The organism is Rhizobium sp. ZK1 (assembly GCF_047782645.1).
Taxonomy (GTDB): domain Bacteria; phylum Pseudomonadota; class Alphaproteobacteria; order Rhizobiales; family Rhizobiaceae; genus Rhizobium.
In genome coordinates, this window is record NZ_CP180586.1 from 414,288 (window position 1) to 427,227 (window position 12,940).

Annotated in this window: 14 protein-coding genes and 1 tRNA gene; 9 read left to right on the plus strand and 6 right to left on the minus strand. The window is 61.6% G+C overall.

Features of this window, described 5'->3' with window-relative positions; translation table 11 throughout:
• Window positions 1–16 precede the first annotated feature (16 nt).
• The 3 genes from ACK9YZ_RS02125 to ACK9YZ_RS02135 are packed head-to-tail and all read right to left on the minus strand — an operon-like array spanning window position 17 to window position 1,193.
• Window positions 17–487 carry a DUF2271 domain-containing protein gene (locus ACK9YZ_RS02125; RefSeq protein WP_416065516.1) on the minus strand — a complete coding sequence of 157 codons (471 nt, stop codon included), beginning with the start codon at window positions 485–487 and terminating at the stop codon, window positions 17–19.
• A gap of 30 nt (window positions 488–517) precedes the next feature.
• Window positions 518–865: a hypothetical protein gene (locus ACK9YZ_RS02130; RefSeq protein WP_216757108.1), complete on the minus strand. Its 348-nt coding sequence runs from the start codon at window positions 863–865 to the stop codon at window positions 518–520.
• 49 nt (window positions 866–914) lie between these two features.
• Window positions 915–1,193: a PepSY domain-containing protein gene (locus ACK9YZ_RS02135; protein WP_216757109.1), complete on the minus strand. Its 279-nt coding sequence runs from the start codon at window positions 1,191–1,193 to the stop codon at window positions 915–917.
• A 132-nt stretch (window positions 1,194–1,325) separates the two neighbouring features.
• Here ACK9YZ_RS02135 and ACK9YZ_RS02140 point away from each other — a divergent pair, with 132 nt between their 5' ends.
• Window positions 1,326–1,985, plus strand: a complete 660-nt coding sequence (locus tag ACK9YZ_RS02140; RefSeq protein WP_216757110.1) for a response regulator transcription factor — start codon at window positions 1,326–1,328, stop codon at window positions 1,983–1,985.
• Complete coding sequence (locus tag ACK9YZ_RS02145) at window positions 1,982–3,355, plus strand: ATP-binding protein (RefSeq protein WP_416065517.1); 1,374 nt, start codon at window positions 1,982–1,984, stop codon at window positions 3,353–3,355. Before ACK9YZ_RS02140 ends, ACK9YZ_RS02145 begins: the two co-directional genes overlap by 4 nt.
• A gap of 208 nt (window positions 3,356–3,563) precedes the next feature.
• On the opposite strand, the gene ACK9YZ_RS02150 is transcribed toward ACK9YZ_RS02145, so the two are convergent.
• Window positions 3,564–3,637 (minus strand) — tRNA-Gln (locus tag ACK9YZ_RS02150).
• A 246-nt stretch (window positions 3,638–3,883) separates the two neighbouring features.
• On the opposite strand from ACK9YZ_RS02150, the gene ACK9YZ_RS02155 reads away from it, so the two are divergent.
• The 3 genes from ACK9YZ_RS02155 to ACK9YZ_RS02165 are packed head-to-tail and all read left to right on the plus strand — an operon-like array spanning window position 3,884 to window position 6,613.
• Window positions 3,884–5,437 (plus strand): exopolyphosphatase, encoded by a 1,554-nt coding sequence (locus ACK9YZ_RS02155; RefSeq protein WP_416065518.1) that lies wholly within the window; start codon window positions 3,884–3,886, stop codon window positions 5,435–5,437.
• A gap of 2 nt (window positions 5,438–5,439) precedes the next feature.
• Window positions 5,440–6,159: an RlmE family RNA methyltransferase gene (locus tag ACK9YZ_RS02160; RefSeq protein WP_416065519.1), complete on the plus strand. Its 720-nt coding sequence runs from the start codon at window positions 5,440–5,442 to the stop codon at window positions 6,157–6,159.
• 55 nt (window positions 6,160–6,214) lie between these two features.
• On the plus strand, window positions 6,215–6,613 hold the full coding sequence (locus tag ACK9YZ_RS02165) for a VOC family protein (RefSeq protein WP_416065520.1): 399 nt from the start codon (window positions 6,215–6,217) through the stop codon (window positions 6,611–6,613).
• On the opposite strand, the gene ACK9YZ_RS02170 is transcribed toward ACK9YZ_RS02165, so the two are convergent.
• On the minus strand, window positions 6,606–8,030 hold the full coding sequence (locus ACK9YZ_RS02170; RefSeq protein WP_416065521.1) for a DHA2 family efflux MFS transporter permease subunit: 1,425 nt from the start codon (window positions 8,028–8,030) through the stop codon (window positions 6,606–6,608). The genes ACK9YZ_RS02165 and ACK9YZ_RS02170 overlap by 8 nt on opposite strands.
• A gap of 547 nt (window positions 8,031–8,577) precedes the next feature.
• Between ACK9YZ_RS02170 and guaB the strand changes: the two genes are divergently transcribed.
• Window positions 8,578–10,062 carry an IMP dehydrogenase gene (gene guaB, locus ACK9YZ_RS02175; RefSeq protein WP_416065522.1) on the plus strand — a complete coding sequence of 495 codons (1,485 nt, stop codon included), beginning with the start codon at window positions 8,578–8,580 and terminating at the stop codon, window positions 10,060–10,062.
• A 2-nt stretch (window positions 10,063–10,064) separates the two neighbouring features.
• The gene (locus ACK9YZ_RS02180; protein WP_416065523.1) at window positions 10,065–10,613 is read left to right on the plus strand and encodes a hypothetical protein; all 549 of its coding nucleotides are present in this window, start codon (window positions 10,065–10,067) and stop codon (window positions 10,611–10,613) included.
• A 4-nt stretch (window positions 10,614–10,617) separates the two neighbouring features.
• Here ACK9YZ_RS02180 and ACK9YZ_RS02185 read toward each other — a convergent pair whose 3' ends face one another.
• Window positions 10,618–11,532 (minus strand): LysR family transcriptional regulator, encoded by a 915-nt coding sequence (locus ACK9YZ_RS02185; protein WP_416065524.1) that lies wholly within the window; start codon window positions 11,530–11,532, stop codon window positions 10,618–10,620.
• 100 nt (window positions 11,533–11,632) lie between these two features.
• Between ACK9YZ_RS02185 and ACK9YZ_RS02190 the strand changes: the two genes are divergently transcribed.
• Entirely contained in the window at window positions 11,633–12,406 is a 774-nt protein-coding gene (locus ACK9YZ_RS02190) for an SDR family oxidoreductase (RefSeq protein ID WP_416065525.1), read from the plus strand.
• Between the two features lie 101 nt (window positions 12,407–12,507).
• Complete coding sequence (locus ACK9YZ_RS02195) at window positions 12,508–12,924, plus strand: MAPEG family protein (protein ID WP_416065526.1); 417 nt, start codon at window positions 12,508–12,510, stop codon at window positions 12,922–12,924.
• Window positions 12,925–12,940: the final 16 nt, after the last annotated feature.

A 12,940-nucleotide genomic window follows, 5' to 3' on the forward strand; every position in this document is an offset into this window, starting at 1 on the left:
TAATTTTCCTTGGTGATCAACGTGCATAGATGAAGTCGGCGATGTAGCGGCTACCCGTGGCCGCCTGGCCGGAGCCGGCAGAGGTGAGCGGTACGACGATTTCGTTGGGGCTGTCGCGCATGTCTTCGACGGCCGAGTCGATGTGCAGCTCATAGCCGGCATCAAAGAGGGTATCGGCAAGGTCGAGTGTGATCTTGAGCGAGCGGCCGGAACCGACGCTGGCCCCGGTAATGCCGTTGATTTCGCCGGTGTCGCCACCTGTGGCCCGATACCAGCCGCTCAGATGCTCGTAGTAGCGCGCCTTGCCGCCCGCCATCCACAGACTGCCGACATATTTGCCCTGCGCATCGGTCACGTAATAGGCAAGATAGGCTCCATCTCCACCATAGTTGCGCAGGTTGGTGGTGAAGGTCACTTCGCTTGCGAGTGCAAGACCGGGCACCGTCAGTGCCGTCGTGACGGCCAGCATGGCCAAGAAGGACTTCATCCTCATTGTTCATCTCCTTTTCTGGTGCGGTCAGTTCATCTGGGCGCGCGGCTTGCTGCCGGGCGTGAACAGGCTGTTGGTCGGGGGCGATCCGTTCTGTGGCATGGGGCCATTGCGATCGCCGCACCCACCGCGGCCATCATCGTCGTCGTCATCGTCGCCTTGCCCGCCACAGCCGTTAGCAGCGTAGCGGCCATCCTCGTCGCCACGACGGTGATGTCCTTCGCGATGGCCTTTGCCCTCATGTTCGCGGTAATTTGCCTTCACGATATCGGTGCCACCGAGCTTCGGGGGATCGAGCGGTAAGGCCATACTGGCGAAGGCGGCGAGAATGCCGGTGCCGGCAACCGCGGTGAGAAGAAGCTTGCGGTGTTTCATGGGTGTGTCTCCTTTGGGATTGGCAAGAGGGGATTGGCGAGGGTGAGGATCACCGATGGTTGTGGTGTTCCTCGATTTCGATGACATCGAGTGTCACGGGGTCGATCTTCGCTTCGAAGCGACGTCCGGTTTCATCCGTCCCGTAGACTTCGTAGCAACCGTCATCGATCTTGATGCGTCTCAGCCTCCAGCCGCGCTCCTCGGCAAGCGCGCGAACCGCCTCGCGCCCTTTCCAGTCACGGATCGGAGCGTTGCAGTCTTCCTCTGCCTGGGCAGATGTTACCGCCATGATCACAAGGGCCAGGGTTGGCAGGATGCCGGTCTTCATCAATCGTTTCCTCTCGTCGTCGGACCGTAAACTCATGCCGCAGACTGACCTCCACCTGACAGACGCGGAGACTTTGCTTCAGCTTCCCGTAAGCTGGCGGGTGGACTACAGAAGAGGGCAAAGGGAGAAATCATGAGAGTTCTGCTGATCGAGGACGACACGGCACTCGGGGCGGCGATCCGCGACCAGATCGCCGCGGATGGTCATTCCGTCGATTGGATGAATCGGCTCGACAAGGCGCGCGACGCGCTCGCCTCGGCCGCCTACGATCTCGTGCTGCTCGACTTGATGTTGCCCGACGGCCTCGGCATTCCCTTCCTCAAGGCCTTGAGGGCGCGTGGCGACGCGACGCCCGTCATCATATTGACGGCGCTGGATCAGGTTTCCGACCGGATCGCCGGGCTGAACGCCGGCGCGGACGACTACATGGTCAAGCCCTTCGACCTTGCCGAGCTTTCTGCACGGATCGGCTCTGTCGCCCGTCGCTACACGGGCAACCCGAACCCGATCGTTACGCTTGGACCATTGGAGATCGACCTTGCCGCCCGCAGCGTCAGGTTTAACGGCAAGCCGGTCGTCCTGACGGCGCGCGAATGGGTGCTGTTCGAGGCTTTCGTCCAGCGTCCTGGCCAGCTGCTTTCCAAGGCGCAGCTTGAGGAACGGCTCTATTCGTTCGATCAGGAAGTCGACAGCAATGCCATCGAGGTTCATGTGAGCCGGCTGCGCAAGAAGCTGGGTGCGCATGTGATCGAAACCGAGCGCGGACTGGGCTATCGATTGGGACGGCCATGAAGATCAGCAAGGTGATGTCTTCGCTTCAGGCGCGGCTGGCAATCGCGGTCGGCGTTTCCGTAACCATCCTGTGGCTCGCGGCCGCCGTCGCCACCGCGCACCGCCTCGGACGAGAGCTGGAGCAGGTCTATGACGACGGGCTGAAAGCCACTGCGGAGCGTATCCTGCCGATCGCTCGGCATGACCTGCGCGAGGGAAATCCGAGACGTGAACGAGCCGATGATGATGAGGACGAAGACGACGTCCGCCGTGAAGCGCGGCCTGTACGCGAGGCTCGCTATGGTGAGGATGTCACGTTTATTCTGCGTGATAAACAAGGCGGCGTGCTGCTGAGTTCGAAGGGAGCGGACGTCGCGATCTTCCCTCCGTTCGAGAAGACGGGGTTTTCCCGCACCGACACGCATCGGCTCTATTATGCGACAAGCGCCGACGGAAATCTGGTCATCGCCGTGGCCGAACCGCTGGATCACCGCCAGGAGCTGTCGAACAAGATGCTGCTCGGTCTGTTGTTGCCGCTGCTGGTTGTCATTCCGCTGAGCCTTGTGGTGATTGCGTTCGCGGTCCGGTATTCGCTGCGTCCGGTCCGCGCTCTTCAGCAGGGGCTTTCCCATCGCGGCGCGCAGGATCTGTCACCTTTGCCGGACAGCGGCTTGCCGAGTGAACTCCGGCCGATTTCCGCGGGGATCAATCAGCTTCTCGGCCGCCTCACGGCCGCGTTCGACGCGGAGCGGGCCTTTGCCGCACACGCGGCGCATGAACTCCGCACGCCCGTTGCCGGTGCGATTGCACAGGCGCAACGCATTCGCTCCGAGACGAAGGAAGAACTGACGGCACAGCGCACAAATGAGATCGAGATGACGCTCAAGCGGCTGATGCGCATGTCGGAAAAGCTGATGCAACTCGCCCGCGCCGAAGGCGCACGGCTGCGCGCCGACGAACCGTCCGATCTGAGGACGGTCCTGCGCATGATTGTCCAGGATTTCGAACGCACCGGAGAGCGGAAAGTTGAACTGACCATGCCGGAAAAGCCAGTCTATTCGCCGCTCGACCCCGATGCGGTCGGGATTCTCTCCCGCAATCTCATCGAAAACGCGTTGAAGCACGGGGCACAAGGCAGCCCAGTCGAGGTGGTTCTTGATCCTGAAGGGGTTCTTTGTGTTGCCAACGAGGGGGCGACGCTGCCGCCAGAGGCGATGGACCGTCTGATGCGCCAGTTCGAGCGAGGCAACGTCAAGATTGGCGGATCGGGTCTTGGACTCGCCATCGTCAAGGCGATTGCAGACCGTGTCGGAGCCGCTGTAGAAGTCGTGTCTCCTCGTTCCGGGAGGAGTGAAGGGGTCGAGGTGCGCGTACGCTTGCCTATCACGTAGGAGTTCGACCTTGTATACGGATCAACTTGCGATCCTAGCTCTGTGCCCATGACGAATGCCCTGTCATTTCCCGGAGGATCGTCCATCGCGCTCGATCGGCGTGGTCATCACCTTCGGGCATAAGGTCTGGGCATCAGGTCGCCAATGATGCCAAAACGGGATGCGGCACGACTGGAAAATCAAGGAATTGAGGGAATTTAGCGAGAATTGGCTGGGGAACCTGGATTCGAACCAAGATCGACGGAGTCAGAGTCCGCTGTTCTACCATTGAACTATTCCCCAGCAGCTGTGAACCCAAGTTGGCTCGGCTGGTGTGCGGCGCTTATAAACAAAAGCTGGCGGATTGCAAATACCCGTTTTGAAAAAATTCGACCCTTCCGATCCGGATGAAAATTTCAGATTTAAAATGTGGAATCAAAAAGAATTTGGTGATTTCGCCGGTCGCTGATATTCTCGCCGCAACGCAAAAATCGAATGAGCGCCTGCTGCATACCTTTCTGGACTTGCGCGGCGCGGTGGAAAAAGAACGTGGAAGACCCCGAAGGCGGCGCAAGGCCGCAATTTGACGGGGCGTCGGCGGCAGGGCGCAAGGACGGCAAGAAGTCCAGGCGCCGCAAGGGCAAGCGAGGCGGACAATCCCGCAGCGCCGCTCATCCCGCTTCGCATGATCTCTCCGGCCATGCCGGCGAGGCAGCGCGCCCGAAGGAAGACACGGAAAGCCCGGCCCGCAAGCGGAAACGCCGCCGGCGTGGGGGGCATGGTTCATCACAGACGGATATTGCTGCGCAGTCTCAGGCTGCCGTTCAGATCGGCAATCATGTTCAAGCGTCGCGTCCGGACGGCGATTCGCCCTCCAGCCGCCGCAACCGGCGCAAGCATCGCAACAAGCGAGGTCTGCAGGGCAGGCCGCTTGCCCCCGTCCAGTCGCCACCATCCGCCAGGCCCGAACACCGGGCCGATACGGCTCCGCGTTCTGTCCCGCAGCAAGTGCAAGACGCCGAAGCGGCAAATCGCAGGAACCGCCAGGCTGGGCATGAGGAGGAGCGGGCAGGCAGTGAACACCCCTGGTCGGATGAGTTCTATGCCGCGCTCGATCTCGGCACCAACAATTGCCGCCTGCTGATCGCCCAGCCGACGCGCCCCGGCCAGTTTCGTGTCGTCGATGCCTTTTCCCGTATCGTGCGTCTTGGCGAAGGGCTTGCCGCCAGCGGCAGGCTGTCGGACGAGGCGATGGAAAGGGCGGTCGATGCGCTCAGGATCTGTGCCTCCAAGCTCCGGAACCGTGAAATCCGCCGCATGCGGCTGATTGCGACCGAGGCCTGCCGTCAGGCGGCCAATGGCGAGGAATTCCTGAAGCGGGTCGTGGCCGAGACCGGGCTGGAGCTCGAAATCATCGATCGCGAAACCGAGGCGCGGCTTGCAGTTTCCGGCTGTTCCTCGCTGGTCGGCCGCGAGACGCGCTCCGTCGTCCTCTTCGATATCGGCGGCGGTTCCTCGGAAATTGCCGTCATCCGCATCGGTGATAGCCGTTTCGCCCGTCTCGCCAATCACATCACGCACTGGACCTCATTGCCCGTCGGTGTGGTCACCTTGTCGGAGCGCCATGGCGGCCGCGATGTGACGCCGGAGGTTTTCGAGGGCATGGTGAGCGAAGTCGCGGGCATGTTGTCGAGTTTCGATTGCCCTGAAATCGAGATTGCCGAGGATGGCGATTTCCATCTGATCGGCACGTCAGGCACGGTGACGACGCTTGCCGGCGTGCACCTCGATCTGCCGCGTTACGACCGCCGCAAGGTCGATGGCATATGGCTGTCGGATGATGAAGTCTCCGCCATGCAGGCGAAGCTTCTCTCCTGGAATTTCGAGAGCCGCGCCGCCAATCCCTGCATCGGGCCGGATCGTGCCGATCTGGTGCTGGCCGGCTGCGCCATTCTGGAGGCAATCCGCCGCCGCTGGCCAAGCCCGCGCATGCGTGTCGCCGATCGTGGCTTGAGAGAAGGCCTGCTCACCGACATGATGGCCGATGACGGCGTCTGGCGGCGGCATCGCAATCGCCGCGGCCAGCGGGGAAACAAGGGGTAGGCATGACCAAGCCAACGATCGCGGGAAACCGTACCGGCCGCAAGCTCGGCCAGCGCGTCAAGAAAAAGAAAATGAAGGCCTCGTCACGCCAGTGGCTGGAGCGCCATATCAACGATCCCTATGTGCAGCGCGCCCAACTCGAAGGTTATCGCGCCCGCGCGGCCTTCAAGCTGCTGGAGATCGACGAGAAGCACCACATCCTGAAGGGCGCCAGGCGCATCATTGACCTCGGGGCCGCTCCCGGAAGCTGGTCGCAGATCGCCGCGAAGGTGACGGGGTCGACGGATGAGGATGTCCGCGTTGCAGCAATCGACTTTCTGGAAATGACGCAGCTACCCGGCGTCACGGTACTGCAGCTCGATTTCCTTGATCCCACAGCCCCGGAAAAGCTGATGGCGGCCGTCGGCGGCACGCCGGATCTGGTGCTCTCGGACATGGCGGCACCGACGACCGGCCATCATCGCACCGATCACCTGCGCACCATGCATCTCTGCGAGGTTGCGGCCCATTTCGCCGTCGAGGTGCTGGGTGAGGGTGGGCATTTCCTGGCCAAGACCTTCCAGGGCGGCACCGAGCGGGATCTGCTCGCCATGCTGAAGCAGCACTTCCGTCAGGTCGTGCACGTCAAGCCTGCCTCGTCGCGCGCCGAATCGGTGGAGATGTTTCTGCTCGCAAAGGGTTTCAAAGGCCGCAAGGCCGAGGCGGAGCCCGAGGACGCTTGATCTTTGCGCCAGTCCTGCGGATGATGATTTCCCAGGACTGGATACCATCGATCCCATGCTTCTTTACGTTACACTCGGAACCAACGATCTCTATCGCGCCCCGCATTTCTATGATGCCGTTCTGCCGGTGCTCGGCTACCGCGGCCAGCGCTATTCGGAGGAGGAGATCGGCTATGCTGCCGATGGCGATACGCGCTGCCGCTTCTGGGTCGTAACCCCGTTCAACAGGCGCCGGGCGACGAATGGCAACGGCTCCATGGTCGCCTTTGAGGCGGAAACGCGGGCGGCGGTCGATGCCTTCCATGCAGCGGCGATTGCGGCCGGCGCTGTCGATGAAGGCAAGCCGGGACTGCGCTCCTATCACGCGCATTTCTACGCAGCCTATGTCAGGGATCTCGACGGCAACAAACTATGCGCCGTCTGCGAGAAGGCCGAAGAACCGCCCTTTATTTGACCGGCTGTTGTTCGGCGTTGATCGCCGTCGGCGGCACGCGCTTGGCACGGTGGCCGGACACGGAAGCACCGGCGTCCTTGGCCATGCGGACGAAGGGGATGGTGGCGATGACAGTCAACCCGGCAATGACGAAGAAGGCAATGTGGAAATCGATAACCTGCAGCTCGGCTCCGCGGAAATAGATCGAGGTTTCCAGGATTGAGGCGGCAAGGGCGACGCCGAGCGCCAGGCTGATCTGCTGCATGACCGAGGCCATGGATGTCGCCTGGCTTGCCTGCGCATCGTCGATATCCGCAAAGGCCAGCGCATTGACGCCGGTGAACATGAAGGAGCGGGAGAAGCCGCCGAGCAGCAGCACGCCGATGATGACAAGATGGGGCGTATCCGGCGTGAAGAGGCCGGTCACGGCGGTAACGACCGTCGTCACCGCACCGGCGCAGAGAAGCGTGGTGCGGAAGCCGATCGCCTTATAGACGCGCCGCGCGATGAACTTCGTTGTGATCGCGCCGATCGCGCCCCCAAACGTAATGAGGCCTGACTGAAAAGGCGTAAGCCCAAATCCGAGTTGCAGCATCAGCGGCGTCAGAAACGGCATGGCGCCGACACAGATGCGAAACAGCGTGCCGCCGCTCGTCGAGGCCCGGAAGGTCGAATTCTTGAACAGGTTGAGATCGAGGATCGGCGTCGGGTAACGCCTGGCGTGGAGCACATAGAGCACGCCGCAGAGGATGCCGATGGCGGTGGCCGCAATGCCGATGATCGGCGGCAGGGCCGGAAGGCTGACGACCGAGAGGCCGAAGACGACGCCGGCCGCCGCCAGGCTGGTCAGGATAAAACCGTTGAAGTCGAGTTTCGGCGGGGCTGTCGCGTCTATTTCTGGCAGATAGATCGTCGCGAGCCACACGCCGGCGACGCCGACCGGCACGTTGATCAGGAAGATCCAGTGCCAGCTGAAATAGGTGGTGATGAAGCCGCCAAGTGGCGGGCCGGCAAGCGGGCCGACAAGGGCCGGGATCGTCAAGAGCGCCATGGCCGAGACCAGTTCGCTCTTCTGCGTCGTTCGTACCAGCACAAGGCGTCCGACGGGCGTCATCATAGCGCCGCCCATGCCCTGCAGGAAACGTGCGAAGACAAATTCGATGAGATTGGACGAGAAGGCGCAGAAGATAGAGCCGACGACGAAGACGCAGATTGCAAGCCGGAAGATATTCTTGGCGCCGAAGCGGTCCGCCATCCAGCCGCTGATCGGAATGAACACTGCGAGCGCCACCATGTAGGACGTAAGCGCCAGTTTCAGAGTGATTGGCCCGACATGCAGATCGGCCGCAATCGCCGGCAGGGCCGTCGCGATCACGGTCGAGTCCATCTGTTCCATGAAGAGGGCGACGGCGAGGATCAGCGGGACAATGCGATTCATAGGCGAATGCCGTGATGGATGCGGATGGGGCTTGGGAAGCCCGTGCTGTGTAGTCCCAGTTACAGGATCTGCCAATCCCCCATTCGGGTTCCATTAGAGCGCCGTGCGTCCATTCGGACGCACAAAGGACGCTCTAACTCTTTGAATCTACGCATCAGGCTTCCGAAAATCGATTTCGATTTTCGGGTCGATGCTTTAGACGTTTGGATCACGACTGCGTGAGACGGCTTGCCCGATACTTTTGTCTCTCAAGATTGGAATATGCTTACCCGGCCTGAGGCGAGAAATCCGGCTACGCCGGGTTCGACGATAAGCGGCTGGTCACGGGCGGCGACACGGCAAGCCGCGCCATCCTACCGGTTCGACATTTGAGCCATGCGCATGGCTCCTATACCGAGCCCGGCCATGTGCTAGGCCTTTTTGCTATTTCCTTCCTGTCATAGACGTGTTACCAGCCCTCGCCAACTTCCACAAACTCATGCACACCGCCGGTGCGGACGATTCGTACCGGGTGGGTCGCATTTTTCTTTCTTGAAGGAATTTGGCCATGGCTCGCATCATAGAAACGCCGACCGGACTGGACGCACTCACCTTCGATGACGTGCTGCTGCAACCCGGTCATTCCGAAGTCCTGCCGGGTCAGACGAGTGTTGCAACGCGCCTCGCACCCGACTTCGAGCTGAATATCCCGATCATATCAGCTGCTATGGATACGGTGACCGAGGGCCGTCTGGCGATCGCCATGGCACAAGCGGGTGGCCTTGGCGTCATTCACAAGAACCTGACACCGATCGAGCAGGCCGAGCAGGTCCGCCAGGTCAAGAAGTTCGAAAGCGGCATGGTCATCAATCCGGTGACGATCGGTCCGGACGCAACGCTCGCCGACGCCCTGGCGCTGATGAAGATGCATGGCATCTCCGGCATTCCTGTCGTCGAAAAATCCGGCCGGCTCGTCGGCATTCTCACCAATCGCGACGTCCGCTTCGCATCCGATCCGACGCAGAAGATCTACGAGCTCATGACCCGCGAGAATCTCGTGACGGTCAAGGAAAGCGTCGATCAGCAGGAGGCCAAGCGCCTGCTGCACTCTCACCGCATCGAGAAGCTGCTGGTAGTGGACGGCGAAGGCCGCTGCGTCGGTCTCATCACAGTCAAGGACATCGAAAAGGCGCAGCTCAACCCGAACGCCTCCAAGGATGCGCAGGGTCGCCTGCGTGCTGCTGCTGCCGTCGGCGTCGGTGACGACGGTTTCGAGCGTGCCGAACGGTTGATCGATGCCGGCGTCGACCTGCTCGTCGTCGATACCGCACACGGGCACTCGGCTCGCGTTCTGGAAGCGGTCGCCCGCGTCAAGAAGCTCTCCAACTCCGTTCGCATCATGGCCGGCAACGTTGCGACGGGCGACGGCACCAAGGCGCTGATCGATGCCGGTGCTGACGCCGTCAAGGTCGGGATCGGTCCGGGTTCGATCTGCACGACGCGCGTCGTTGCCGGCGTCGGCGTTCCGCAGCTTGCCGCCATCATGTCGGCAGTCGAGGCTGCACGGGATCAGGATATTCCTGTTATCGCCGATGGCGGCATCAAGTTCTCGGGCGACGTGGCCAAGGCCATCGCGTCAGGAGCTTCGGCCGTCATGGTCGGCTCGCTGCTGGCAGGCACCGATGAAAGCCCGGGCGAGGTCTATCTCTATCAGGGCCGCTCTTTCAAGGCCTATCGCGGCATGGGTTCCGTTGGCGCTATGGCGCGCGGTTCGGCAGACCGCTACTTCCAGGCTGAGGTGCGCGATACACTGAAGCTCGTGCCCGAAGGCATCGAAGGCCAGGTGCCGTACAAGGGTCCGGTTTCCGGCGTCCTGCATCAGCTTGCAGGCGGCCTCAAGGCTGCCATGGGTTATGTCGGCGGCAAGGATATCAAGGAGTTCCAGGAGCGCGCCACCTTCGTGCGCATCTCCAGCGCCGGCCTGCGCGAAAGCCATCCGCATGACGTGACGATCACCCGCGAAAGCCCGAACTATCCGGGCGTCGGCGTCTGATCATGAAAGCGCGCAGCTCGATTCCGCTATGGATCATCGCGCTGCTCGCAGCCCTCTGCCTCGTCGTTCTCGGCTGGACCACCTTCGGTTTCACCATGCCCTTCGAACACGAGACGGGGCAGGCGGTACTCGATACCTATTTCGCAGGCTATGATGAGTCTGCAGTATTTCACATGCAGACGCTGCTCGACCAGAACGAGACGGCAAGCCATATTCTCCGGGCCATGTATTTCGGCCCGGAACTCATCTTTCCGGGTCTGCTGACCGCACTTCTCCTTTTGATTTTCCTGCGGCTCGGGCCGATCGAGACATGGCACGGCCGGCAGGCTCCCCGCCTGCTCGGTCGGATCACCTATGTCCTGCCTTTCATCTATGGTTTTGCCGATTATGCCGAAAACCTGTCGAGCCTCGTCGCCTTCAGCGACAGCGGTGCGGCAGGATTTGCCGCGCAGATCCTGCCGTGGATGACGAAGCTGAAATTCGCAAGTCTCGCCGTCTGCGCCATCCTCATCGTCCGAGGCGCAATTCTCCATCAAACGCGCGAGGATTGAGCGCTTACTGCGGCCAGCGCCATGTCGGGTGTGAAAGCCTGGCCGAGAGGAAGTCCCCGAGTGCTTCCACCTTTGCTGGCCGGGCACGCGCCGTTGGCGTTACGAAATAAAGCGCGCCCTTCGGCAGGCTCCAATCGGTCAGGATCGCTTTCAGGCGCGCGTCGGCAAGATATTCATGGGCCATGAATTCCGGCAGTTCGACGATACCGAGGCCGCGCAATGCCATCGGGATCAGTGCTTCCGAATTGGTCGCCCTGAGTGGCCCGGTCGGTACGACGATCTCCTCTTCTCCCGCATTGTTGCTGAAGCGCCAGATATCCTGCCGCGGCCGATAGGCGTAACCGAGGCAATGATGGGCGGCAAGCTCGCGCGGATGCTGCGGGCAGCCGTATTTCTCGAGATAGGAGGGGGCGGCGAGAATGAAGGGTGCGACTGGCGTTAGCTTCTTCGCCACGAGCGAGGAATCCGGCAGCACCGCAATGCGCAGCGCCGCGTCGAAGCCGTCGCCCACAAGGTCGACGACCGCATCGCTCATATGCATGTCGATCGAAACTTCGGGATAGAGTTCGAAGAAGTCGGGCAGGATCGGTGCCAGCCATTGCCGCCCGAAAACCATGGGCACGGCAAGGCGGATCAGCCCGCGCGGCTGGCTGGAAAGTTCGCGCGCCGCATTCTCGGCAGCTTCCGCCTCCGCATAGATGCGCTGGGCGCGGTCCACGAGCCGCAGCCCGAAATCGGTGAGTGCGAGCTGCCGCGACGTGCGATTGAAGAGGCGCGCGCCAAGCCGGTCTTCCAGCCGGCTGACCGCCCGCGATACCGTCGGCACGGAAACGCCGAGCGTCTTGGCTGCCCGGGCGAAGGAGCGCTCCTCCGCCACCTTGGCGAACATGGCGAGACCCTCGAAATCCGGAAAACTCATTGTTTCATTCCTGCAATGATATCTTTCATTTCTTTCTATTCAGAAACGAAAGACCCGTCCACATCTTCAGTTCAGTCGAACACAACAGGAGACGACGACAATGACCCAGAAAGTGAATGGGACGCAGAGGCTGAATGGAAAGATCGCGGTTATCACCGGTGCCACTTCGGGCATCGGCCTTGCCACCGCAAAGCGCTTCGCAGCCGAAGGCGCACGCCTATTCATCACCGGCCGCCGCAGGCAAGTGCTGGATGCGGCAGTCGCCGAAATCGGCGGAAACGTCACCGGCATCCAGGCGGACTCGGCAAAGCTTGCCGATCTCGACCGCCTCTATGATGAGGTGAAGGCTGAAGCAGGCCGCATCGACGTGCTCTTCGTCAATGCCGGCGGCGGCTCGTTTGCGCCGCTCGGCGCCATCACCGAAGAGCAGTATGACGATACCTTCGGCCGCAATGTGAAGGGCGTGCTCTTTACCGTGCAGAAGGCTCTGCCGCTCCTGAGCCAAGGTGCCTCGGTCATCCTGACGGGCTCCACGGCGGGCGCATCAGGCACGCCGGCCTTCAGCGTCTATGCCGCTTCGAAGGCAGCAATTCGCAACTTTTCCCGCAACTGGATCCTCGATTTGAAGGATCGCGGCATCCGCATCAACACGCTGAGCCCCGGCCCGACGGAAACCACCGGTCTCGTCGAGCTTGCAGGCCGGGATAAGGCGCAGCAGCAGGGGCTGCTGGATTATATGGCATCGCAGGTTCCGATGGGCCGCGTCGGCCGCCCGGAAGAAATCGCTGCAACGGCCCTGTTCCTCGCGTCGGAAGATTCGAGCTTCATCACCGGCGCCGAAATCTTCGTCGATGGTGGCATCGCCCAGGTCTGACCCTGAAGACGGCCCGCTCCATAGCGGGCCGTCCTGGCTCTGGCATCCGCCTGGTCTTTCCGCTACTGCTCCCGCAGTCGCCGAAACGAAGGGAATGATTGATGACCGGCTTTGAGATGTTCTGGCCTCTGCTTGCCCACGTCCTGCTAGTCTATATCCTTTACGGGCTGCTTGGTCTGCGCCGCGGCAAGGCGGTTCGGGAAGGCCGAATGAAGAAATCCGGCTATCGCGAGAACCGCGACGAACCGCCCGAATGCCTTTTCGTCAAGAACAGCCTTGCCAACCAGTTCGAACTGCCGGTGCTCTTCTATGCCTGCTGCATCCTTCTATATATAACCGAGGCGGATAATCTTGTGGCCGTCGTGCTGGCCTGGCTGTTTGTCATCCTGCGCTATGCCCATGCCTATGTGCATGTCACCACCAACGATTTGCGCTCCCGCAGCCCGCTCTTCGCCGCCGGTTTTGGTGTGCTCGGTGCCATGTGGGCCTGGCTTGCCGGATGGATGATGTTCTCCTGACCGGACGATTTTCTTG